Origin of the sequence: Streptomyces sp. NPDC006134, from assembly GCF_040628835.1 — a bacterium.
Classification (GTDB): domain Bacteria; phylum Actinomycetota; class Actinomycetes; order Streptomycetales; family Streptomycetaceae; genus Streptomyces.
In genome coordinates this window covers 57,328-79,778 of sequence record NZ_JBEXTV010000032.1, presented here as the reverse complement: position 1 = coordinate 79,778, position 22,451 = coordinate 57,328, and the positions used below count along the sequence as shown (strand labels likewise).

The 22,451-nt window shown below is 71.2% G+C and carries 15 protein-coding genes and 4 pseudogenes; 6 read left to right on the top strand and 13 right to left on the bottom strand.

Going from position 1 to position 22,451, the window contains the following annotated elements:
- Positions 1–12: 12 nt before the first annotated feature.
- The 6 genes from ABZ340_RS21625 to ABZ340_RS21600 form a co-directional block, all read right to left on the bottom strand.
- Complete coding sequence (locus ABZ340_RS21625) at positions 13–2,229, bottom strand: glycoside hydrolase N-terminal domain-containing protein (RefSeq protein ID WP_358783420.1); 2,217 nt, start codon at positions 2,227–2,229, stop codon at positions 13–15.
- The gene (locus tag ABZ340_RS21620; protein WP_358783419.1) at positions 2,226–4,205 is read right to left on the bottom strand and encodes a beta-galactosidase; all 1,980 of its coding nucleotides are present in this window, start codon (positions 4,203–4,205) and stop codon (positions 2,226–2,228) included. Before ABZ340_RS21620 ends, ABZ340_RS21625 begins: the two co-directional genes overlap by 4 nt.
- Positions 4,205–6,466, bottom strand: a complete 2,262-nt coding sequence (locus ABZ340_RS21615) for a 1,4-beta-glucanase (RefSeq protein ID WP_358783418.1) — start codon at positions 6,464–6,466, stop codon at positions 4,205–4,207. The genes ABZ340_RS21620 and ABZ340_RS21615 overlap by 1 nt, the downstream gene beginning before the upstream one ends.
- A 171-nt stretch (positions 6,467–6,637) precedes the next feature.
- Positions 6,638–7,585 carry a carbohydrate ABC transporter permease gene (locus tag ABZ340_RS21610; RefSeq protein WP_358783417.1) on the bottom strand — a complete coding sequence of 316 codons (948 nt, stop codon included), beginning with the start codon at positions 7,583–7,585 and terminating at the stop codon, positions 6,638–6,640.
- Positions 7,582–8,637 (bottom strand): ABC transporter permease subunit, encoded by a 1,056-nt coding sequence (locus ABZ340_RS21605; RefSeq protein ID WP_358783416.1) that lies wholly within the window; start codon positions 8,635–8,637, stop codon positions 7,582–7,584. Before ABZ340_RS21605 ends, ABZ340_RS21610 begins: the two co-directional genes overlap by 4 nt.
- Positions 8,638–8,663: 26 nt before the next feature.
- Entirely contained in the window at positions 8,664–10,349 is a 1,686-nt protein-coding gene (locus tag ABZ340_RS21600; RefSeq protein ID WP_358783415.1) for an extracellular solute-binding protein, read from the bottom strand.
- A gap of 447 nt (positions 10,350–10,796) precedes the next feature.
- On the opposite strand from ABZ340_RS21600, the gene ABZ340_RS21595 reads away from it, so the two are divergent.
- The gene (locus tag ABZ340_RS21595; protein ID WP_358783414.1) at positions 10,797–13,688 is read left to right on the top strand and encodes a glycoside hydrolase family 3 C-terminal domain-containing protein; all 2,892 of its coding nucleotides are present in this window, start codon (positions 10,797–10,799) and stop codon (positions 13,686–13,688) included.
- Positions 13,689–13,880: 192 nt separating this feature from the next.
- On the opposite strand, the gene ABZ340_RS21590 is transcribed toward ABZ340_RS21595, so the two are convergent.
- Positions 13,881–14,444 (bottom strand): Uma2 family endonuclease, encoded by a 564-nt coding sequence (locus tag ABZ340_RS21590; protein WP_358783413.1) that lies wholly within the window; start codon positions 14,442–14,444, stop codon positions 13,881–13,883.
- 415 nt (positions 14,445–14,859) lie between these two features.
- Here ABZ340_RS21590 and ABZ340_RS21585 point away from each other — a divergent pair, with 415 nt between their 5' ends.
- From ABZ340_RS21585 to ABZ340_RS21575, 3 genes are all read left to right on the top strand, one after another.
- On the top strand, positions 14,860–16,056 hold the full coding sequence (locus tag ABZ340_RS21585; RefSeq protein WP_358783412.1) for a helix-turn-helix transcriptional regulator: 1,197 nt from the start codon (positions 14,860–14,862) through the stop codon (positions 16,054–16,056).
- 138 nt (positions 16,057–16,194) lie between these two features.
- The gene (locus ABZ340_RS21580) at positions 16,195–16,512 is read left to right on the top strand and encodes a hypothetical protein (protein WP_358783411.1); all 318 of its coding nucleotides are present in this window, start codon (positions 16,195–16,197) and stop codon (positions 16,510–16,512) included.
- Positions 16,509–16,877 (top strand): hypothetical protein, encoded by a 369-nt coding sequence (locus tag ABZ340_RS21575; RefSeq protein ID WP_358783410.1) that lies wholly within the window; start codon positions 16,509–16,511, stop codon positions 16,875–16,877. Before ABZ340_RS21580 ends, ABZ340_RS21575 begins: the two co-directional genes overlap by 4 nt.
- A gap of 280 nt (positions 16,878–17,157) precedes the next feature.
- Here ABZ340_RS21575 and ABZ340_RS21570 read toward each other — a convergent pair.
- Positions 17,158–17,587, bottom strand: a pseudogene (locus ABZ340_RS21570) (transposase); the annotation flags it as partial.
- 58 nt (positions 17,588–17,645) lie between these two features.
- Here ABZ340_RS21570 and ABZ340_RS21565 point away from each other — a divergent pair.
- Positions 17,646–18,113, top strand: a complete 468-nt coding sequence (locus ABZ340_RS21565; RefSeq protein ID WP_358783409.1) for a hypothetical protein — start codon at positions 17,646–17,648, stop codon at positions 18,111–18,113.
- Positions 18,114–18,117: 4 nt separating this feature from the next.
- Here the strand turns inward: ABZ340_RS21565 and ABZ340_RS21560 are convergent.
- Together ABZ340_RS21560 and ABZ340_RS21555 are read right to left on the bottom strand one after the other, a co-directional pair.
- Positions 18,118–18,267 (bottom strand): annotated as a pseudogene (locus tag ABZ340_RS21560) (IS630 family transposase); the annotation flags it as partial.
- Positions 18,268–18,269: 2 nt separating this feature from the next.
- Positions 18,270–18,825, bottom strand: a pseudogene (locus tag ABZ340_RS21555) (transposase family protein); the annotation flags it as partial.
- On the opposite strand from ABZ340_RS21555, the pseudogene ABZ340_RS21550 reads away from it, so the two are divergent.
- Positions 18,790–19,976 (top strand): annotated as a pseudogene (locus tag ABZ340_RS21550) (tyrosine-type recombinase/integrase); the annotation flags it as partial. The pseudogenes ABZ340_RS21555 and ABZ340_RS21550 sit on opposite strands and share 36 nt — an antisense overlap.
- A 139-nt stretch (positions 19,977–20,115) precedes the next feature.
- Here ABZ340_RS21550 and ABZ340_RS21545 read toward each other — a convergent pair.
- The 3 genes from ABZ340_RS21545 to ABZ340_RS21535 form a co-directional block, all read right to left on the bottom strand.
- Complete coding sequence (locus ABZ340_RS21545) at positions 20,116–20,508, bottom strand: hypothetical protein (RefSeq protein ID WP_358783408.1); 393 nt, start codon at positions 20,506–20,508, stop codon at positions 20,116–20,118.
- A gap of 523 nt (positions 20,509–21,031) precedes the next feature.
- On the bottom strand, positions 21,032–21,502 hold the full coding sequence (locus ABZ340_RS21540) for an NUDIX domain-containing protein (RefSeq protein ID WP_358783407.1): 471 nt from the start codon (positions 21,500–21,502) through the stop codon (positions 21,032–21,034).
- Positions 21,503–21,504: 2 nt separating this feature from the next.
- Positions 21,505–22,251 carry an XRE family transcriptional regulator gene (locus tag ABZ340_RS21535; RefSeq protein ID WP_358783406.1) on the bottom strand — a complete coding sequence of 249 codons (747 nt, stop codon included), beginning with the start codon at positions 22,249–22,251 and terminating at the stop codon, positions 21,505–21,507.
- Positions 22,252–22,451 lie beyond the last annotated feature (200 nt).

Genomic DNA, 22,451 nt, shown 5'->3' with positions numbered 1-22,451 from the left:
AATGTCGGGGAGTCACCGCGTCCGCAGGGTGAGGACGCGGTCCTCTCCGGCGACGAGGTCGAGCGGTTCGGTGCCGGAGGGGGTCCGGAGTTCGACGCGGTGGCTGCGGGTGGGGCGCAGGACCGCGGTGGCGCCGTGCGGGGTCCAGGTGAGGTCGAGGGTGGCCCCGAACCGGGTCCGCACCCCGCGCAGCGCACCGCTCGGGTACCCCGCCGGCGGCGCGGGCAGGAGGACCAGCCGGCCGGGTGTGGACTGCACGAGCGTCTCGATCAGCACGGCGGGCAGGGTGTGCGCGGCGTCGGCGTTGTAGACGTCGCGGCCCGGGTAGTGCGCGCTCATCAGGGACGCGTGGAAGTAGTCGCCGTCCAGGACGGCGGCGAGGGCGCGGGCGGCGTGTCCGGCGTCGCGGAGCCGGGCCGCGATCAGGGCCTGGTGGAGGTGCCCGTGCGCGGAGTCGTTCTCGGCGCCGCGCAGGCGCAGGGCACGGTGGGCGGCGGCGGCCGGGCCGGGGGTGTCGTAGGGGTTGATCTCGTCCAGCGGCCAGACGCCGTAGAGGTGGCTGAGGTGGCGGTGGTCGTAGGAGTCCTCCAGGCCGGGCCAGGCCCACTCGGCCAGGGCGCCGTCCTCGTTGATCCGGTGGGGCGGGATCCGGCCGGCGAGGGCGCGCCAGCGGACGGCGTCCGGGGTGTCCGGGTGGTAGTCGGCCGCGGTGAGGAGGGCGTGGCGGGCGGCGGAGAGGTCCATGGCGGCGTTGATCGCGCCCCAGCTTCCGTTCGCGGGCCGGTTCTCCGGCGAGTAGGAGGGGACGGCGACGACGTGGCCGCCGGCGTCGGCGGGGGTGAGGAAGTCCTCGTAGAAGCGGGCGGTTTCGGCCAGGGCGGCGGCGGTGCGCGGGTCACGGGTGCCGTGGACGTCGTCGTGGTCGACGAGCGGCTTGAGCAGCCAGTCGGCGCCCGCGGTCCACAGGTGGAGGGGGTACTCGCGGCTGAAGTGGTAGGAGTGCCCGCTCTCGCCGTCGGAGTGGGCGGGGGCGACCACGCCGCGGGCGCCGAAGATCTCGCGGGCGTTGTCGCGCCAGTGCGGAAGCTGCCGGTGGACGAGGCGGGCGTGGGCCTCGGTGACCTCCGGGAGGGCGGCGGCCGCGGCGGAGGCCGTCTGGAGGTTGAGGTTGGCGTCGGCGGTGAAGGCGCCGGACCATGCGGTGTCCCAGTCGCCGGTCCACAGGCCGGTCAGGCGGGGCGGGTTGAGGCCGCTGGAGGACAGCAGGTGGTAGCGGCCGGCGGCGAAGAGCCGTTCCGGCAGGGCCGCGCCGCGGGGGCGGCGCAGCAGCTCGGAGCCCGGCAGGGCGCGTTCGGCCGGGTCGGCGGCGAGGTCCAGGGTGACGCGTTCGTAGGCGGTGCGGTGCAGGGTGAGGTGCCGGGCGAGGAGGTCGTCGTAGGGCCGGGCGGTCAGCAGGTCGCGCAGGGCGCGGCCCTCGGCCACCGTGTCCGCGTCGCCGGTGTGGCGGTGGACGCGGGTCAGCAGGAGCAGTTCCCGGGCGCCCTCGACGCGCACGCCGGGGGGCGTGAGCGTCACCGTGCCGCCCGTGACGGCGGCCAGGGTGACGCCGGTGTAGGCCAGGTCGCCGCCGGGGTAGCGGACGCGCAGGGTCAGCAGGGCGCCCTCGGGGGTGAGGACGGCTCCGTGGGCGATGCCCAGGCGGGCGGGGGCGCCGGGCAGGTGCGGGTCCAGGCACAGGTCGAGAAAGAGGTGCGCGGCGGTGACGTGCTGGACGACGACGTCGTCGGCGCGGGAGACGAAGACGCGGCTGCGCCACGCGCCGCCGGCGACGGCCTCCGTCTCGCCGGTGGTGAAGTCGACGGAGCGGCGGTAGCCGTGGCCGGTGCCGGTACCGGAGCCGGGTGGTCTGCGCAGCCGGGTCTGGAAGGCGGGGTGGAAGGGGCGCACCCGGCGCAGCGGGCGGCCGTCGGTGAAGGACTCGGCGGCCGTGAGGTCCCCGGACAGCAGGCGCTCCCGCAGCGCGGGCAGGGCGGCGGCGAGCCGGGGCGGGCGGCGCTGCCCGTCGTCGCCGTCGGGGCGGACGAGGGTGTGGTGGGTGACGACGACCCGGTCGTCGTCCGGGTCGCCGTACACCAGGGCGCCGTGGTGGCCGTTGCCGCTGAGGAAGGCGTCCTCCCAGCGGGCGGCCGGGGCCGGTTCCCACGTTCCGTGGACGGGGTGGCCGGTCATGGGGCGAGCACCGCGACGCCGTGGCGGCCGAGGGTGACCCGGCCGGTGACGGTCTCGCCGGTCAGCAGGTCGCGGTGGGTGCCCGGCACGTCGACGGTCACCGGTGCGCGGCCGTGGTGGAGGAGGAACAGCACGTCACCGCGGCGGACGGCCTCCACGCCGGCCGGCAGCCCGTCGAGCACCGGACGGACGCCCGCCTCGGCGGCGGCGCGGGTGAGCAGGGCGCGCAGCGCCTCGGGCTCGGGGAGGGTGGAGACGTACCAGGCGCGGCCCTTGCGCAGGACCGCGGGCAGCCCGTCGAGTTCGCCGCCCCGGTAGGCGAGGGTCTCGTCGGCGGTGCCGTCGGGTTCGATCTCCTCCGACCACAGCGTGCCGCGCCAGTCGCCGCAGTCGGCGGTCTCCGTCTCCTCCAGCGGCCACCACTCGTGCAGGGTGCGGATGCCGAACAGGGCGCGCAGCCGGGCGTCCATGCCGCCGGGCCGGATCCGGTCGTCCTGGTCGGCCACGCCGGTCAGGAAGCCGCAGACGAGGACGCCGCCGCCGCGGACGTGGGCGAGGAGGTTGTCGATCGCCGCGTCGGTGAGGAGGTAGAGCTGGGGGACGACGACGACCCGGTAGGCGGACAGGTCGTGCTCGGGGTGGGCGAAGTCGGTGGGCAGGTTCGCCTCCCACAGGGCGCGGTGCCAGGCCCGCAGGATCTCCGGGTGGTCGACCCGCCGGGAGGGGCGGGCCTCCTGGGTGGCGGCCCACCAGGAGTGCCAGTCGTGCAGGATCGCGATGCGGGCGTCCACCGGGCGGCCGGACACGTGCGGGGCGATCGTGGCCAGGTCCGCGCCGATCCGCTTGACCTCCTGGAAGGTACGGCCCTCCTCGCCCGCGTGGCCGACCATCGCGGAGTGGAACTTCTCCGCGCCCTGCCGGGACTGCCGCCACTGGAAGTAGCAGACGGCGTCCGCGCCGCGGGCCACGGCCTGCAGGGACCACAGGCGGTTCAGGCCCCGCGGCTTGGGCGGGTTGACGTGGCGCCAGCCGACCTGCCCGGTCGCCTGCTCCATGAGCATCCAGGGGCCGCGCGCCTGGGAGCGGGTCATGTCCTGCACCAAGGCGCCGTGCTGGGCGCCGAGGGGGTCGCGCGGGTCGGGGTAGAGGTCGACGGAGACGACGTCCTCCTCCTCGGCCCAGCGCCAGGCGTCCTGGCCGAACCACAGCGGCATGAAGTTGGTGGTGACCGGGAGGTGGGGGGTGTGGCGGCGGACGATGTCGCGTTCGGCGGTGAAGCACTCCAGGAGCATGTCGGAGGTGAAGCGCCGGAAGTCCAGCACCTGGGCGGGGTTCTTCAGGTAGTGGGCGCGGCGGGGTGGCACAACCTCCTCCCAGTCGCCGTAGCCCTGGCTCCAGAAGGCGGTGCCCCAGGCGGTGTTGAGGGCGTCGAGGGTGCCGTACCGGGCCTGGAGCCAGGTGCGGAAGCGGGCGGCGGCCTCGTCGCCGTGGTCGTAGGTGCAGTACTCGTTGTTGATGTGCCACAGGGTGAGGGCGGGGTGGTGCGCGTAGCGGGCGGCGAGGGCCTCGGTGATCGCGGCGGCGTGGCGGCGGTAGGCGGCGCTGGAGTGGGAGAAGTGCTGCCGGCCGCCCCACCACTCGATACGGCCGTCCTCGTCGCGGGGCAGGGTCTCCGGGTGGAGGCGGCCGAGCCACGGCGGGGGCGAGGCGGTGGGGGTGGCGAGGACGACGCCGATGCCGTTGCCGTGCATCAGGTCCATCAGGCGGTCCAGCCAGCCGAAGTCCCGCTCGCCGGGTTGCGGTTCCAGCTTCGACCAGGAGAAGACGCCGAGGGTCACGGAGTTGACGCCGGCGTCCTTCATCAGCCGGACGTCCTCGTGCCAGGTCTCCTCGGGCCACTGCTCGGGGTTGTAGTCGCCGCCGAAGAGGAGACGGCCGCGGGTCGCGTCGCCGAGGTCCGGGGTGCGGCCCGGCATCAGACCGGCTCCCCGTACTGGATGCCGCGCCCGTTGGTGGCGAGGTAGACGCGGCCGTACACGCGGGGGTCGCCGGTGATGGTCTCGCCGGTCCAGCCCCACTGGTGGGCGTCGTCGTTGATCCGCACCCACGTCCTGCCCTCGTCGTCGGAGCGGTGGACGGCGGTGAGTCCGGCCTGGACGGAGCCGACCTGGTAGAGCGCCGGGTAGGCGGCGCCGTCGGCGGCCTTGCCGAAGCCGAGGGTGTGCGAGGCCCGGCAACTGGTGACCTTGCGGAAGGCGGCGCCGCCGTCGGTGGAGCGGTACAGCCCGTTCTCCTTCGCGCTCAGCCACAGGTCGCCGGACCGGCCCGGTGCCGCGACCAGCTCGTACTGGCTGTCCCCGGCCGGCAGGCCGGTGGCGCGGGCGGCGAAGGACCGGCCGCCGTCGGTGCCGGCGTACAGCGTCCCCGTGGCGGTGTCGTAGGCGTAGAAGCGCGCCGGGTCGGCCGGGTCGGCGACCGGTGTGGCGCCCCGGGGGAAGGAGGGGACCTCGGTCCAGGTGGTGCCGTTGTCCGCCGAGCGGTGGGCCGGGTGCTTCGTGCCGTCCCCGTGCACGAAGGACCACAGCAGCACGCTGCCGTCGGCGTTGGTGGCGATCGGCCCCGGCGCGTCCCTGCCGAGCGGGGGCTGAGCCGCGAAGGGCGCCCAGGTCCGGCCGCCGTCGTGCGAGAAGGCGCCGTTGCCGTGGTCGCCCCAGCCCGCGCGCACGACGTACGCCGGTCTGCGCGCGGCCTGCGCCAGTCCCGTCGCCGAGCCGAAGACGGGGTGGGTGGCCATGCCGCGCGAGGGGGAGGCGGTGAGCCGCTCGTGGTACATCACGCCGATGTCCCGCGAGCCGCTCAGCAGGTGCGCGGGCCCGGCCGGGGGCGAGATCAGCCGGGTGACGGACGCCTCCTCCAGGCCGCGGATCCACGGGGCCCAGTGCGTCAGGTCCCGCGTGCCGTAGACGGTGGCGCCGGTGCCGTAGGCGATGTGCCGGGAGTCGTACGGGTCGACGGCCAGGGCCTGGATCCACCAGCCGAACTTGGGCTTCTCCTCGCCCCACCTCAGGTACGGCGTCTCGGAGACGTCGAGGACGGCGGAGTCCTTCAGGGACGTCCAGGTCCGGCCGCCGTCGGTGGTGCGGAACAGGGTGTCGACCGCGGCCCAGCGGTTGTTGGTGGAGACGACGACGGTGCCGGGGCGGCGGGCGTCGACGGCGACGCCGCCGTAGCCGAAGGTGTCCGCCGAGCCGTCGGCCGCCGTACCGCCCGGCCGGACCGGCGTGACCTCGGTCCACGTCCCGTCGGTGGTGCGCAGCTTGTGCACGCTGCCGGCGGTCTGGCCGTTGGGGCCGGGCGCGTCGGCGTACGTCACGTACAGCTCGCGGGCGTGGGCGTCGTAGGCGGCGCGAATCGGGACCCGGGCGGCGGCGCCGGCCGGCTGTCCGGGGACGGGGTGCCAGGTGGTGCCGTCGGTGGTGCGGTAGAGGTTCGGTGCGGTGCCGCCGGAGTCGCCCCAGCCGGCGTACACGGCGCGGCCGGCGGCGACGAGGAGGGTGACGCCCTGGCCGGTGGCGGTGGGGGCGGGCGGGAAGCCGGGCGCCGGGGACCAACTGGCGCCCCGGTCGGTGGACTTGAGCAGTCCGTCGTGCCGGGTGCCCAGCCACAGGGTGTCGCTGTCGCGCGGGTCGACCAGGAGCCGCTCGCCGGTGCCGCGGCCGTCCTCGTTGGCGCCCAGCTTGACGGTGAGGTCGGTGCGCCGCCAGGTGGCGCCGCGGTCCGTCGAGCGCAGGACGGCGCCGTTGCCGGCCCAGGGCTGGGCGTAGGTGCCGAGGGCCAGGTAGAGCCGGTCGGGGTGGGCGGGGTCGACGGCCATCGCCTCGACGCCGAGCAGGTTCCAGTCGTCCCAGCCGAGGTGGTCCAGGAGCGGCACCCAGCGGGCGGTGCGGCTCTCCCAGCGGTAGGCGCCGCCGATGTCGGTGCGGGCGTAGGCGAGGCCGCGGACGGAGGGGTGGAAGAGGAGGCCGGTGACGAAGCCGGTGCCGCCGATGACGACGTTGCGCCAGCGGTAGGCGGTGGTCCGGGCCGCCCCGTCGGTGGCCGGGGCCGGACCGTCGGCGGCCTGTGCCGGACCGTCGGCGGCCTGTGCGCGCCCGGAGGCGAGCGGGACGGCGGTGAGCGCGGCACTCGCCGCGGTCCCGGCGAGAACGGCACGGCGGCTCAGACGGGACGCGTGCATGACATACCTCGTTCTGTGCGGCCCGGAGGGCGGGAAAGGCGAGGAAGGCGAGGAAGGGGGGCGGAGGAGAGAGGGGCGAGGAGCGGGCGGGGACGGTGGGACCGTCGCGGCCGGCCGCCGTCAGGTGCAGGCCGGCCGCGACGGGGCGGGAGGGGTGCCCGGCCCGGCGCGTCAGCCCTTGACCGCGCCGGTGAGCATGCCCTTCTTGAAGTGGCGCTGGACGAAGGGCGACAGGACGGCGACGGGCAGCAGGGCCATGACCATGACGGCCATCTGCACGGCCAGGCCGGACAGCTCACCGGTCTTGATCGCCTGGCCGAGACCGACCGGCGCCTCCTGCTTCTGCACGAGCTGGATCATGACGTTCTGCAGGGGCATCATGTCCTGGTCGTTCAGGTAGAGGGAGGCGTTGAACCAGGCGCTCCAGTACCCGACGGCGTAGAACAGGGTGATCACCGCCAGGACCGCCCGGGACAGCGGCATCACGATCTGCCACAGGATGCGGAAGTCCCCGGCGCCGTCGATGCGGGCGCTGTCGGTCAGCTCCTGGGAGATGCCCGTGAAGAAGCCGCGCAGCACCAGGATGTTGAAGACGCTGACCGCGCTCGGCAGGATCAGCGCGAGGTAGCTGTCGGTCAGTCCCAGCGACTGCACCAGCAGGTAGGTGGGGATGAGACCGGCGCTGAAGAACATGGTGGCCAGCAGCACCATCAGCAGCCAGCGGTGGCCGAGGGAGCCGCTGCGGGACAGGCCGTAGGCGCACAGCACCGACACCGCCATCGAGAACAGCGTGCCGACGAGGGTGACGACGACGCTGATGATCGCGGCGCGGGTGACCTGGCCGCCACTGAGCAGTTCCTGGTAGGCGACGAAGGTGATGTCCTTGGGGACGATCACCAGTCCGCCGGCCTCGTCGATGGTCCTGCGCGAGGACAGGCTGGTGACGACGACGATCCACAGCGGGAACAGGATCGCCAGGCAGGCCAGGGCCAGCACCAGTCCCTTGCCGGCGACTCCGGCCGGGCTGGGCTTCTCCTCCCACACCGGCCGGGGCGGAGCCGCCCAGCGGCCGGGCTTGCGGGCGGGCCGCCGCGCGGGTTCGTCGGTCATGGCGGTCACTTCTTGTACACCCCCTGCTCGCCCATGAGGTGGGCCACCTTGTTCGCGGCCAGGACCAGGCCGAGACTGACGACGCCCTTGACGAGCCCCGCGGCGGCCGCGTAACCGAAGTCCTGGTTGCGCACGCCGTTCCACCACACGAAGGTGTCCAGCACCTCCGCCGCCCCCGGTCCGACGGCGTCGCGCTGGAGCAGGATCTGCTCGAAGCCGACGGTGAGGGCGTCGCCGACCCGCAGCACCAGCAGCAGGGCGATCACCGGGCGCAGCGCGGGCAGGGTGACGTGCCACATGCGGCGCCGGCGCCCGGCGCCGTCCATCGCGGCGGCCTCGTACAGGTCGGGGCTGACCGAGGCCAGCGCGGCGAGGAAGACGATGATCCCCCAGCCGGCGTCCTTCCACACGCTCTGCGCGGTGAGCAGGAACGGGAAGGTGCCCGGGTCGGACATGAGGTCCAGCCCGTCGTACCCGTGCTGCCGCAGGAGCTGGGAGAGGATGCCGGCGCCGCCGAAGAGCTGCTGGAAGACGGCGATGACCAGCACCCAGGAGAAGAAGTGCGGCAGGTAGAGGACGGCCTGCGCGACCGCCCGCACCCGGGGCCTGATCACGCTGTTGATGAGCAGCGCGAGCAGGATGGGGATGGGGAAGAACAGCACGAGCTGGAGGAAGAACAGCACCAGCGTGTTCCGCACCGCGTTCCAGAAGGCGGAGTCCTCGAAGATGCGCTGGAAGTTCTCCAGGCCCACCCACGGGCTGTTCAGGATGGAGACGATCCCGTTGTCGCTGATGTAGGGGTCGTACTCCTGGAAGGCGACGACGTTGCCGAGGATCGGCACGTAGTTGAAGAGCAGGACCAGCAGGACGGCCGGCAGCGTCATCAGCAGCAGCACGCGGTCGCGCTTGAACCGGAGTCTCAGGCTCAGTTTCCCGGCGGGCGGTTTCCCGGCGGGTGGTTTCCCGGCGGGTGGTTTCCGCTTCCGGGACCCGGGCACGCCCCGGGTCTTCTTCGTCGCTTCGGCCTCGGTCCCGCTCCGAGGCACCGTGCTGTGGGACACGGCCGTTCTCCTTGCCTCGGTGCCGGTCAGTTCGCCGCCGGACCGTTCTCGTCGAGCAGCTTCTTGTACCAGTCGCGCAGCTTGTCGCCGCCCTTGCTCCGCCAGTCGGAGACGGCCTGCTGCATGTCGCCGATCTTCTTGCGGCCGCGGACGATGTCGTCCTCCAGCTGCTCGAAGTCGTTGGAGAGGTTGGTCCAGCGGGCGGGCTCGGTGATCTGCATGCCGTAGAACGCCGACTTCCGGGTGAAGGCGCCCATCCGCTGCTGCCACTCGACCTGGCCCTTGGCGACCTCGGGGAAGTCGGGGTGGGCGATGGTCGCCGCGGGGCTGGCGATCATCACGTAGGCGTTCATCACGTCGATGTTGCCCTGGTCGGTCTTGGTGGGCACGCCGTCCCTGACGGTGTAGTGGGTGCCCTCGATGCCGTAGTTGGTCATCATGTATTCCTTGGTGCCGTACGGCGCGGCGGTGACGTTGGCGACGGCCAGCACGTCACGGATCACGTCCTTCGAGGCCTTCTTGTTGACGAAGGCGAAGATGCCGGCCGGGTTCTTGGCCCACAGCCTCGGCTCTCCGCCGTCGTGGCCGAAGATGTCCATGCCCCAGACCTTGAAGTCCGGGTTCTGCGTGGCCTGTTCGGCGGTGCGGCTCCACCACTGCGAGAGGTCCTGGTTGTAGATGAGGAACTCGCCCGCGGCGAACTTGGGCCCGGGGTCGGCGGCGTTGCTCTTGCCCAGCTCGGCGTCGGGGTGGACGACGCCGGCGGCGAACAGCTTGCGGGTCCACTCCAGCGCTTCGAGGTACTCCTCGGTCTCGATGCGGTAGACCAGCTTGCCGTCGACCTCGTTCCAGCCGAGCGACTTCTCCTCGCCGGAGAGCACGCCGAAGGCGTTGAAGGCGGTCCACTTCATGTCCAGGCAGGCCCAGCGCTTGGCCCTGGCGTTGGTGATCTCCTTGGCCAGCGCCAGGAACTCGTCGGCGGACTTGGGTACTTCGTACCCTTCCTTCTCGAAGACGTCCTGGCGGTACAGGGGCACGATGCCGGTGACGTACGAGGACGGCATGGGCAGGCCGCGCAGCTTGCCGCCGAAGATGGAGCGCTGCCAGGCGTCCGTCGGGATCGCCGCGAGGTTGGGGTACTCCTTGACCGCGTCCCCGGACAGGTAGGGGCCGAGGTCGGCGAACTTGCTGATGATGGCGCTGGGGATCTTGCCCGTCATGTTCCAGCCGGGGACGACCACCACGTCCGGGACGTTGCTGGAAGCGAGGACCGCGCCGAGCTTCTGGTCGTAGGTGTTGCCGTCCTGGTTCTGCCACCGCACGTCGACGCCGATGAGGTCGTTCATCGCCCGGTAGTAGGCGTTGCCGGCCTTGGGCGGGGAGCCCCAGAACGGCGACATGACGGTGACCCTGCCGCCCTTGCCGAGCTTCTCGGGCACCGAGGTCTTCAGGTCCGCGATGTCCAGCTTGCCGGTGAAGCCGACCGCGGAACCGTTCCTGCTGGGGATGTCCGGGGTGACCACGTTGCCGGCCACGTACGCCGGCAGCAGCTTCTCGGCGTCCTTGCCGGACGTGGTGCCCTCCCGCGAGCCGCCGTCGGATCCGCCGCAGGCGGCGAGCAGCGGCATTCCGCCCGCCACCGCTGCGGCGGCGACCGCGGAGGAGGCGAGGAAGTTTCTCCGGCTGGGGCCGGAGGCGGCGTTCGGTGTCATTGCGTCAACCCTTCATGGCGCACCAGGACACCCGGCGGTGGAGCCGTCGGCTGCGGTGTCTCGAGTGGAACTGGCTGAGCTTGGCTGGGCTTGGCGGAGCTTGGCTTGGCTTGGCGGAGCTTGGCTGGCCTTGGCGGAGCTGAGGCGGTCCGCGCAGGAGAGGTTCAGAGAGGTGAAGAGAGGCGCGGTCCTGGGGACTCTCGTAGTCGAAGCGCTTCGATGTTGCAGCGAGGTTAAGTGAACACCCAGGGGCGCACAAGGGGAGCCCGCAAGATTCGCCGAACGCCCGCCGGGCTCCGGGGCCGCTCCACGGAGTCGTCAACACGGGGAAAAACGGAGGATGTTACCTCGCGGTGTCTTGACACGACCGTGACACCTCATCAGCATCGAAGCGCTTCGAAAGCGCCGTGCCGATCCGTCGCAAGTCCACCGCAAGGGGAACCCCACGTGTCCACATCCACGCCGTCCGCGCCGCCCTTCCGGGATCCGCACCTGCCGTTCGGCAAGCGCATCGACGACCTGATGGCGCGTCTCACGCTCGACGAGAAGATCGGGTTCCTGCACCAGTTCACGCCCGCCGTGGAGCGGCTCGGCATCGCCGCCTTCCGCACCGGCCAGGAGGCCCTGCACGGCGTGGCGTGGATGGGCCCGGCGACGGTCTTCCCGCAGGCGGTGGGCCTCGGCGCCACCTGGAACGAGGACCTCGTACGGCGCGTCGGCGAGGCGGTCTCCCGGGAGGCCCGCGCGATGCGCGCCCGGGACGACCGCGTCGGCCTCAACGTCTGGGCACCCACCGTCAACCTGCTGCGCCACCCCCTGTGGGGCCGCAACGAGGAGGGCTACTCCGAGGACCCGAAGCTCACCTCGGCCATCGCCACCGCCTACACCCGCGGCCTGCGCGGCGACCACCCGGTGTACTGGCGCACGGCCCCCGTCCTGAAGCACTGGCTCGCCCACAACAACGAGACCGACCGGGACACCTCCTCGTCCTCCGTCCGCCCGCGCGTGCTGCACGAGTACGACCTGCGCGCCTTCCGCGAGACGGTCGAGGCGGGCGCGGTGGCCGGTGTGATGCCGGCGTACAACCTGGTCAACGGCCGCCCCAACCACGTCTCGCCGTACCTGCGCGAGCACCTGCGCGCCTGGACCCACCAGGAGCTGCTGGTCTGCTCGGACGCGGGGGCGCCGTCCAACCTGGTCGACTCCGAGCACTACTTCGACACCCACGAGGAGGCGACCGCCGCCGCGCTGCGGGCCGGCGTGGACAGCTTCACCGACCACGGCACGGACTCCTCGAAGATCACCGCACGCGTCCGCGGGGCCCTCGCGCAGGGCCTGCTGACCGAGGCGGACATCGACACGGCCGTACGCCGCCAGCTGTCGGTCCGCTTCCGCCTCGGCGAGTTCGACGGCCCCGGGGCGTACGAGGAGGACGGCGCCTTCGACACCCCGGAGCACCGCGCGCTCGCCCGGGAGGCCGCCGAGCAGGCGGTCGTCCTGCTCAAGAACGACGGCCTGCTGCCGCCGGCCCCTGACGCCCGGATCGCCGTCGTCGGCCCGCTCGCCGACGAGTGCAAGCTCGACTGGTACAGCGGCACCCTCATCCACCGCTCCACCCCGCTGGACGGCTTGTCCGAGCGGTTCGGCGCCGAGCGGGTCGTCCTCGCGGAGGGGGCGGACCGGGTCCGGCTCAAGACCTCCGCCGGGACCTTCCTGCACGTGCCGGCGGCCCAGGACGACCCCGGCGCGGCCCGCGGCGCCGAGGGCGCCCTCGACCCGGCGCTGCTCTCCGGCCGCACCGACCTGCCCCCGCTCACCACCGACGCCACCGGCACCGAACTGGCCCTCGTCGACTGGGGCGAGGACGTCCTGACCCTGCGCGCCCCCGACGGCCGCTACCTGTCGGTCGCCGACGACGGCTACGTACGCGCCTCGGCCGACCAGCCCGGCGGCTGGGTGGTGCAGGAGACGTTCCGCCTGGAGCCCCACGAGGACGGCCACCTCCTCAGGCATCTCGGGACGGGCCGGCACGTCTGTGTGGGCGCCGACGGCGTGAAGGTTGCCGAGGCGCAGGACCCCGAGGTCCCCGAGGTCTTCGAGGTGGTCGTCGCCGAGCGCGGCGAGGAGGCGGTGACGCGGGCCGCGGCCGGGGCGGACGTCGTCGTGGTCGTGGCGGGCAACGACCCGCACATCAACGGCCGGGAGACCGAGGACCGCACGACGCTGCGCCTGCCCGCCCACCAGGAGCGCCTGCTGCGCGCCGCCCGCACCGCCAACCCCCGTACGGCGCTGGTGCTGGTGTCGGCCTACCCCTACGCCGTCGACCCGGCCGCGCTCCCGGCGGTGCTGTGGACGGCGCACGGCGGCCAGGCCGCGGGCACCGCCCTGGCCCGGGTGCTCGCCGGGGACGTCTCCCCCGCCGGGCGCCTGCCGCAGACCTGGTACGCCGACGACGCCGACCTGCCGGACCTGCTCGACTACGACGTCATCGGCGGCCGCCAGACCTACCTCTACTTCGACGGCACCCCCCTGTTCCCCTTCGGGCACGGCCTGTCGTACACGACGTTCTCCTACACGGACCTGCGCGCCCGCGCCGACGACACGGCGGTGCGCGTCTCCTTCACCGTCACCAACACCGGCACCGTCACCGCCGACGAGGTCGCCCAGCTCTACACGCGGGCCGCGGACCCGTCGGTGCCGCGCCCGCGCCGCGAACTGGCGGCCCACCGCCGCGTCACCCTCGCCCCCGGCGAGTCCGCGGACCTGTCCTTCACCCTCCCCCTGTCGTCCTTCGCGTTCTGGGACGCGGCGCACGGCCGGTGGCGGCGGGAGCCGGGCCCGTACGAGCTGCTGGCCGGGGCCTCCAGCGAGGACGTCCGGCTGCGGGAGACGGTCGTCCTCGACGGCGAACCGGCCGCCCCGCGCCCCGTCGTCGCCCACGGCCTGGAGGCGGCCTCCTTCGACGAGCACAGCGGCATCGCGCTCGTGGACCGCACGAAGGTGTCGGGCGACGCGGTGACCCCCGCGACGGACGACACCACCGGCGAGCTCCTCTACCGCCACTGCGACTTCGGCCCCGGCGTGACGCGGGTGACCGTGGAGGCGGCGGGCGAGGGCACGGTGGAGGTCTCCCTCGCCGGCGGCCCGCCCCTCGCGACGCTGTCGCTGTCGCCCGACACGCCCTCCACGCCCACTTCGGGGCCGTACGACTACACCACCCTCGACGCCGCCTTCACCGCCGAGGGCGTACACGACCTGCGGCTCGCACTGCGCGGCCGGCTGCGGGTGGCGCGGGTCGGGTTCGCCGGCCTCTCCGGCCTTTCCCGCCTCTCCGGCTGAGGGTCCGGAGAGACCAGTGCGCCATGCGTCGCGGGGCCCCACCCCTCTTGTCGCCGCCTGCGCTCGGGCGCCGGGTTCCTCCGCGCCCGAGCCGCCGGGGCGGCCCTACGCCGACGATCCGACGAACCGCGCCGAGGCCGTTCGGCCCCGCCGACCACACCCGCCGCTTCCGAAGCCTCTTCAGCCTCTTCGCTACTGCCGAGTGAGTCCGGCAGGATCGAGGGTGATCGGGAACGGGTCGTCCAGGTCAGTGGTCGTGCCTGCGAGTGCGGTCGTCCGCTCCACGTACCGGCCGCTTTCCAGCTCGTAGACCACGAGCATGGGCGCGGGGTCGAACTCGAGCCGCCAGAAGTGCGGGATGGCCGCCTCCGCGTAGAGCATCGGCTTGAACTTGCGGTCCACCATGCGGTTGCCGGGAGAGACCAGCTCGACCACGAGCCGCACGCCGTCGGCGTCGACGCCGGCACCGTCCTCGGCGGTCGCGCCGGCGTCGGTCACCACGAGATCGGGGACGACGAGACCGGAGGGCAGGATGACGTTGACGGCCTCCAGCACCTCGACCGGGGCCTTGGCGGCCTGGGCCTCCGCGTGGAGGATCATGGCGAGGCGGAGCGAGACCCGCTGGTGGCGGATGCCGGGGGCGGGGGACATCACGAGGGACTCCCCCAGCAGTTCGTAACGCGTGGTGCGGTCTTCGGGCAGGGCGAGGACGTCGGCGACGGTCCAGGGCCCTGTGTGGTCGACGGCAATGCCCATTGCCTCTCACCTCCTCGTCCGCCCGGCAGCAGGCCTGGCCCCCGACAGGCGGTACACGGCCAGCATACGGGCGCTCTCACCGGTCGACACCGGGTTCGTCACTCTGAGTTATGTCTCGTACACGCGCGCCGTGGATCCTCCGGGCGGTGGTGACGTCGGCACGGGTCGCGCATGACCGGCCCGGGATGCCAGGTGCCGGCGCACGTCGGCAGGTCCTGTGATCGGCCGGCTGTCGGACACATCCCGCTTCGGTGGTGCGCCGTGTCCGTCGGCTGGTCGTCCGGCAGAGGGGTGGTCCGAAGCGTCGGGACGGCGCGGTGCGGTCCTGCGGGCAGCCGAGGTGATCACTGTTCGGCCGGTCCGGGATCTTGTGGCAGGGGTACCGTCTGAGTGTTGCCGCAGAACGGAGTTGGCCGTGTCGCAGAGCATCGATGAGCACACCGGCACTCGGATCGCCCGCGTCCGGAAGCAGCGCGGCCTGACGCAGCAGGGGCTGGCGATGCGGGCGCACCTGTCGAAGTCGCTGTTGTCGAAGGTCGAGTGCGGGCAGAAGCCCGCTTCTCCGGCTCTTGTCGCCGCCTGTGCCCGTGCGCTGGGTGTTTCCACATCCGACCTGCTGGGACAGCCGTACGCCGACGAATTGCGGCGCGACCGCATGGACGCCCTGATCCAGCCGATCCGTGAGGGGCTGGAGAACTGGGACATCGCGCTGGACTGGGAGACGGCTCCTCGTCCGGCCTCGTTGATCTGGGCGGATGTCCAGCGAGCTCTGGAGCAGCGCCGTCAGGCGCAGTACATGAACATGGCACGCGACCTGCCCGCGTTGATCGACGAGTCGGTGCAGGCCGTGCACACCAGTACCGGGGAGGAGCAGCGGCTGGCCTACGAATGTCTGGCGGAGACGTTCCGGTGTGTGTTCACCGTGGCGTGGAAGCTCGGCTTCCTCGATCTGGCGACCGTCGCGCTGGACCGGCTGGCGTGGACCGCGCCGCGTGCCGACGAGCCGGGGCTGGTCGCGATGCATGCCGTTCTGCGTGCGCAGACCACGTTGTCGTCGGGTCGGTACGACGTGGGTCTGCGGGTGGTCGACCGGGCGCTGCGGGACCTCGACGGCCAGGAGTCACGCCGCCCGGCGGGCATCGAGGCGATGCGGGGCATGCTGCACCTGCGCGCTGCGACCATCGCGGGCCGGATGAAGGACCGGGACCACGCCGACGCCCGCCTGGCCGAGGCCCGTGCCCTGGCCCAGGCGACGGGCGAGTTGCCGGACTTCGGTGTCACCTGGGGGCCGGTGAACGTCGGTGTGCATGCCGTGGCGATCGCCTCGGATGCCGATGACTTCGGGCGTGCGATCGAACTCGCGGACAGCGTGCGCATCCCGCGCGGCTGGACCCGTTCCCGGGCCGGGCACCACTGGATGGACCTCGGCCGGGCCCACGCCTGGGCGGGCCACCCGGACAAGGCGCTGGACTGCCTCCACCAGGCCCGGCGCATCGCCCCGCAGCAGACCCGCTACCACCCGACCGTGCGAGAGACCGTGCTGGCGCTGAAGCGGCGGGAGCGGGCGCGTAACGGCTCGTTGTCGCAGTACGCGGAGTGGGTCGGGATATAGCGGATTTCCGGCGGGCGGAATTGCACCCTTCGGTGCAACTGCGACGCATCACCGGTCGGCACGCTGTCGTCTCGTCAGGACCCCCGCGACCGGGCGAACGGTCCGGGGGCGTGGCCAACGCTGACAAGGAGCGTCGACATGCCGCACTGTATCGCCCACGTCTTCGAGCCGCTGCTGCGGCTGCTGTGGCTGCTGTGGCCCGCTCCGGTCCGCCACCGCAGACCTGTTCGCTCGTCCGCCGGCCTTGCCGTAGGGGCGCCGACCGCCTGTCCGGCTCGCGCACCGGCCGCCCGGGTACTGCGTGGTGAGGAGATCGGGCTGGTCCGCCCGTACCTGGCCGCACACGAGCAGCGGGAGGCACAGAAACGGCAAGGTCGGCGCCGCACGCTCCGACTGGCAGCGCGCGGCATCGACATCAGCCCCCGGCTGATCAACGGAATGGAGATCACGGCATGACGAGCGGGACCGGACAACTGCGCCTGCTGCCGTGGACCGGGCCCGAGGGCAAGCCCTGCTACCTCGCAGGCGACGGGGCCGGATACCTGTCCCGGCTCGCCGACACCATGGAGGCGACCCAGCTCGGCCTGGCCGGGGAACTCTTCCAGGAGGCCACGCAGGTCCTGGACAAGCGGCAGTGGACTCCGGGCGAACTGCACCTGCTCGCGGTCCGGTTGACCGAAGCACTCGGCAACGTACACCGCATCGCGGTGAGCCGCGGCGCACGCCTGCCCACACCCGCCGACGACGATCTCGGCGTCGGGGACGACCTGGGGGACGAGGAGGACGGGCAGGACGGTTCGTACCCGGTCGTCTGCCGCTGACCACGCCTCGCGGCTCCCTGGTCCCGGCCGGGTCGGTAGAGATCCCCGGAGGGCCATGGTTCTCCGAGGATCTCCCTCGCCTGCCGTCAGGCGTCCCGGGAACGCTTGGTTCCTGGACGACGACTCGCCCGCTCCCTGCGCTCCAAGCGATCGCGTACATCGGCCATTCGGTTCAGGATCAGATCCGGCTTGCCCGCCAGACCCATGCCCCGGATGCGGGCGGAGCAGGGTGCGGTGACTGCCCTCCTGAGCTGCTTTCGGCGCCGCCCGTGTCTGTGGGTTCGCCCTGGTGCCTGGCCCGGTGGGTGCGGGGCGGGCTGCGTTTGAGGTCGGCGTTGACCAGCTCGTCCGGATTCAGCTCGGGTAAGCACGACGGCAGGAAGCTCAGCTCGATCTCGCCCTCGTGGCCGGCGAGCCAGGCCCGGACAGTCTTCGAGCGATGGGCCGGGTGCCGGTCGGCGATCAGGTGGACCTTGCGGTCGAAGTACCCGACGGCCCGCTTGTCCGGACGCCGGAAGATCAGTCTTCAGCGTTTGAGGTACCTGCCCACCCGGGGTCCGGTGGAGCGGATCCAGTACAGCTTGAAGAACAGCTCGCCTGTCAGCCGCCGTGTCCCCATCTGACCTGGAAAGTCCCAGGCTGTAAGGGGTGTGATCGAGGATGGCCTGCCAGACGACGGCCTGCTCGGCCTCGGACAGAACCTAGTGCTCTGACCGGGAGCCTTCGCCGGGCTGAGTAGGCTGAGCCGCTGCGATCAAGGAGGGCGGGATGACGCGGAGGCTGTCGATCGGCGAGGCCGCGGGGCTCCTGGAAGTAGAGCTGCGAGCAGGGCAGCAGGCGGTTGGCCGCCTTGGGGCCGAAGATGCCTGGGAAGCGTTCCTTCGCTTCGGTCGACAGCTGTTCGACGTCTCAGACACCCCTGACGCCGATGGCCTCCTTTTCCAGTACGGGACCTACTCGTTCGACGGTCCGCCGACGTTCACGGTGGACCCTGTGCGGCAGTTCGAGGTCTCCGGCGAGGATGGTGATTTCGACCATTACCTACAGGTCCACTGCGAGATCCGTTTCAGATCCGACCCCGCCCTGGAAGCCCTGGGGAGCTTCAACTCGTGGTTCTTCCACGGTGCTGGAGCTGATCTCGAAGAGTGGGCCCACGAGCTGACCGAGCAGTCAGCTTGGGCAACGGTGCGAGCCCTCGCACCGACGGAGATCAGGGTGTTTCAGGAACGGGTGTAGCTGCTCAGGCAGCCTTCGTGACAGGCCGGCCGCCCCAGCGGATGTGCTTTTCGCTGCGGATGCGGGCGCGTTCGCGGCGTTGGGCGGCGAGGACGTCGGAGTGGCAGACGTTGTTGTTGCGCCAGCGCAGGTAGGCGTGTAGGGGTCGACGGCGGCGATGACGGACATGCGGTTGGGGCTGCAGCGGGCCCGGCGGAAGATGCGCCAGGACTTCAGTCTTGCGATGCTTCGTTCGACGGGTGCTCGTGCCGCTGACAGGGACCGGTTGATCGTCCGCTGGGTCGGGTTGAGGTCCTTGGGCGGGAGGCGCCTGATGGATGTGATCACCCAGGAGTCGGCGCCGATGTAGGCGCGGTCTGCGAGGACGGGAACGCCCTGGCGTTCGCAGATACGGATGATGCGGTGGGTTCGGGCAGCGGTCAGGTCGTGGGTGCGGCCGGGCAGTGCGGGTGAGATCCACAGCAGCTTGCCCGCGGGATCGGCCACGACCTGCACGTTCACGCCGTGGCGACGGTGCTTCTGGGAGAAGTCGGCCCGGCTGTCGCCGACTCGGTCGCATGCAGCGAGCGTTCCGTCGAGCAGGACGTGATCGGAGTCGGTCTGCCGCAGCATCCTCAGCAGGCCGGGCGCTCGCCGGGCGAGGTGGCCGACGACGGCGGTGGTAGGCGTGGGCGGTGCCGCCGGATACGTCCTCGCCCCCGGCAACACCCGCAAACGCATCCGTGTCTACGGCACCACCAGGAAGGAGGCCCTGGCCAAGCTCACCGAGAAGATCGCCGCCAGCAACCGCGGCCTCTCCGTCCCCTCCGGGCAGGGCAGCGTGGCCGCGTACCTGACGTACTGGCTGGAGAACGTCGCCGTTCACCAGCTCCGCGAGAACACCCACACCCGCTACACGGCCTGCGTCCGCCTCCACCTCATCCCCGGCCTCGGCAAGAAGAAGCTCGCACGGCTCACCGCACGCGATGTACGCGCCTTCCTCGATGGGCTCCGCACCACCTGCCAGTGCTGCATCCAGGAACGGGACACGTCCCGGCGGTCGTGCTGCGCCGTCGGTCAGTGCTGCGGCAAGACGCTGTCGCCGCTGACCGTGACGTACGTCCACTCCGTCCTCAAGTCAGCCCTGGAACACGCCGTCCGCGAGGACGAACTGCCGCGCAACATCGCCCGGAACGTCAAGACGACCACGCCCCGCTCCAGACGCTTCCAGGCCCTCACCGCCGGAGTCCGACAGTTCCTCCGGACGGCTGCCGACGACCGTCTGCACGCCCTGTACGAACTCGCCCTGCGCACCGGACTCCGCAAGGGCGAACTCCTCGGCCTCCACTGGGAAGACCTCGGCCTCGATGGCGACACCGCTACCATCCACCGCTCCCTCCAGCGCACCCGCACCCAGGGCCTGACCATCCTGCACACCAAGACCCTCGCCTCCGAACGCCGCATCGCCCTTCCCACCGAGTGCATCGACTCCCTCAAGATCCACCAGGAACGACAGCAGGAAGAACGCCAGTCGGCCGGAACGGCTGGACGGACAACGGGCTCGTCTTCACCACCCCGAAGGGCAAGCCACTCGACCCCACCAACCTCACCCGCCGCTTCCGTAGCTTCCTCGACCGGGCCGGACTCCGACGCATCCGCTTCCACGACCTCCGACACTCGACGGCGACCCTTCTCCTGGAGCAGGGCGTGGACCTCGTCGTCATCAAGGAACTCCTCGGACACGCCCACATCGGCGTCACCGCCGGCGTCTACGCCCACGTCCGACTCCGCCTCCAGCGGCAGGCCATCGACACCCTCGGCGCAGCGCTCAGCCCGACCGGTGACGACCCTGACGCCCCACCCGCCGCAGCTGTCGTCCGCTGACGTTGCCGTCACCGTTGCCGTCAAACGACTCAAGTGCCCCCACTGCTGTGAATCAGTGGGGGCACTTGTTGTCTATTCCAGCGAACTACCGAAACGCCCCTTGCTCACGCTGGCGAATGCTAAGCAGATTCGCCACGAATCATCCATCAAGAGATTTCGGTGAGTTATCGAAATCCTGACTCCAAGACCTCTCAAGGCTCGCCTTCGCCGTTCTCGCCGCAGCCCGAAGCTCTCGCCATTCGACGGCTTCTTCGAGCGCGAGTTCAGTCCAAATCGACTCAGGCCCGGCACTTACAGCATCCGCGAGCCCATTGACCGACTGAAGCAGGAGGTATTCCTCATGGCTCAGCGAACGATCGCCCACTCTGGCACGAGCTACATGCAGCACGTCGTCGAACTGAAGCAGGATCTCATCCACCCTCACCCCTGACGCCTGCAAATATGCAGCTTGACGATCGGGTTCTGCGCTGAGCAGGTCCAACACAGCGAGAGTCCACCGCCGGAAGTCGGCCAGCTTTCGCTCCCCGGTCATCGAATGATCCCTCCCAGATCTCCTTCAGGGCCCACGACTCTCCAGTAGGCGCCCTCGCCGTGATGGCCACCACCAGGATTCCACCTGAGCATCCGACCGGTCGGGTCTCCTCGACCCGTGTATTCGCGAATCACCCATCCACCTCCAGCGTTCTTGCCGCGCCCCAGGCCTTCTTCCCGCCATCCCGACTTACCCGCAAAGAACGGCTTGACCTGATCGGGCGTTACTCCACCCCTGAGGGCAGACGGAGTATCGAAGATGTCATCTGCCGAGCGAATACCCGGAAGTTGACCAGCCTCCTCCGCGAGCTGCCTACGAAGTTTCTCTCCATTCGCAGCACTCGTAGGGCAATTACTGTTGTGAACAAGAACCGGAGTCTGCCCCGCCAGCACATAGTACGTGTGCTGCGCGAGCCCCTCTACCTGCTTTTATGCAGGTCAAACGAGGTTTGCCGGTCCGGTGATGTGCGTCGGTGTCCGTGGTTGTGCGGGGTTGTTGCCGTCAGCTACTGCCGTCAGCCGGTTCAGCCCAGGTACGGCTTCTCGCGGTGTTCCAAGAAGTGCTGGAGCCTGAGCCGTTGGGTGTGGTGCATCGGCAACTGCTCGATCTCTTCGGGCGGTACGAACCGGAGTTCGGTGGACTCGTCGGAGATTGCCAGCTGGCCGCCGGTGATGCGGGCGGTGAAGCAGACGTTGAACTGGCGGCGCACCTCGCCGTCGGTGTAGGCGATGATGTGTTTCGGGTCGGTGTAGGTGCCGATCAGGCCGGTGATCTCGATGTCGAGGCCGGTTTCTTCCTTGACTTCGCGGACGGCTGTGCCGGGCAGGGAGTCGGTGAGGTCCATGCCGCCGCCGGGCAGCGCCCATAGATCGTTGTCGCGGCGGCGCTGGAGGAGGATGCGGCCGTGGTCGTCGGTGACGACAGCGGATGCGGCGACGACCATGCTGTTCGGCTTGGGCGCATTCGGGTCGTCGTAGTACTCGGTGCGGGCCACGGTCAGCCTTCCTCTCGTACGGGGGTTGCCGTCGCCCACACGGCTTCGAAGCTCTCGGTATAGGTGTCGAACATGCCGCCTGTCTCGTGTCGGCGAAGATGCCACACGGGGGCGGCGTAGGCGTTGACGCCCCAGACGTGGGCGTTGACGAGTTGCTGGTCGTCGGCGCGGTAGAGGGAGTTGTAGAGCGTGGTTTCGTGGGTGCGGACCTCGATGCCGGGGGTGCCGGCGAGTGGCCTGTAGTGCATGAGGGCGAGGCGGCAGCGGGATTCGATGCCGTGGCCGAACCGCTCCTCCTGGCCGCGGGCTTGGATGTTGTCGCTGTCGGCGTCTCCGATCGCGATGCGGACGGTGCAGCCTTCGGCGGCACGTTCGGTGAGGAGTTCGTTCAGCCGGGGGTATGCCTCTTGGAGGAAGACGGCCGCGTAGACGAGGATGTCGATCCGTTCCCGGGCCTGGGCCATCAGGTCGGTGAACGCCGAGACGGGGATGTCGGCCCGCTGCTGGTAGAGCGCGACCAGTTCGGGGCTGATGGCGCGGGCGGGGCGGGCTTGGCGGAGCGCCGGCCAGAGTGCGTGCACGTCTTCTCCCAGGGCCTTGGCCGCCTGGAGGGCTGTGGTACGGCGTGGGGTGCGCCCGAGGTTCACCCAGCGCTCGACCGACTTGGGGTCGACCTCGACTTCCTGGGCAAGGGTCGCGTACGTCCAGCCTCCGGCCGCCATGACGGCTCGTAGTCTCTCGTTCGGCATGAGTCTCCCCCTTCGTCTCAGGACGGCACCAGGGACGTTCTACACGGTGCGGGACGTCCCGAAGTGGGGTTTGGTGGAGGTTCCTTCGTCCCGGTGACCGGCGTGAGGATCGGTGCCGACCCTGCGGCACCGACGGGCCCAGGGGCACGCATCCACGCCGCCGAGGAGCGTCACCGTGCGAAAGAGCACCACCCCATGTG

Excerpts from the sequence above, each read along its gene's own strand:
- ABZ340_RS21600 (WP_358783415.1), bottom strand. The coding sequence starts at position 10,349 with ATGACACCGAACGCCGCCTCCGGCCCCAGCCGGAGAAACTTCCTCGCC.
- ABZ340_RS21545 (WP_358783408.1), bottom strand. The coding sequence starts at position 20,508 with ATGACCGGGGAGCGAAAGCTGGCCGACTTCCGGCGGTGGACTCTCGCT.
- ABZ340_RS21580 (WP_358783411.1), top strand. The coding sequence starts at position 16,195 with ATGCCGCACTGTATCGCCCACGTCTTCGAGCCGCTGCTGCGGCTGCTG.
- ABZ340_RS21535 (WP_358783406.1), bottom strand. The coding sequence starts at position 22,251 with ATGCCGAACGAGAGACTACGAGCCGTCATGGCGGCCGGAGGCTGGACG.
- ABZ340_RS21575 (WP_358783410.1), top strand. The coding sequence starts at position 16,509 with ATGACGAGCGGGACCGGACAACTGCGCCTGCTGCCGTGGACCGGGCCC.
- ABZ340_RS21590 (WP_358783413.1), bottom strand. The coding sequence starts at position 14,444 with ATGGGCATTGCCGTCGACCACACAGGGCCCTGGACCGTCGCCGACGTC.
- ABZ340_RS21625 (WP_358783420.1), bottom strand. The coding sequence starts at position 2,229 with ATGACCGGCCACCCCGTCCACGGAACGTGGGAACCGGCCCCGGCCGCC.
- ABZ340_RS21615 (WP_358783418.1), bottom strand. The coding sequence starts at position 6,466 with ATGCACGCGTCCCGTCTGAGCCGCCGTGCCGTTCTCGCCGGGACCGCG.
- ABZ340_RS21565 (WP_358783409.1), top strand. The coding sequence starts at position 17,646 with ATGACGCGGAGGCTGTCGATCGGCGAGGCCGCGGGGCTCCTGGAAGTA.
- ABZ340_RS21620 (WP_358783419.1), bottom strand. The coding sequence starts at position 4,205 with ATGCCGGGCCGCACCCCGGACCTCGGCGACGCGACCCGCGGCCGTCTC.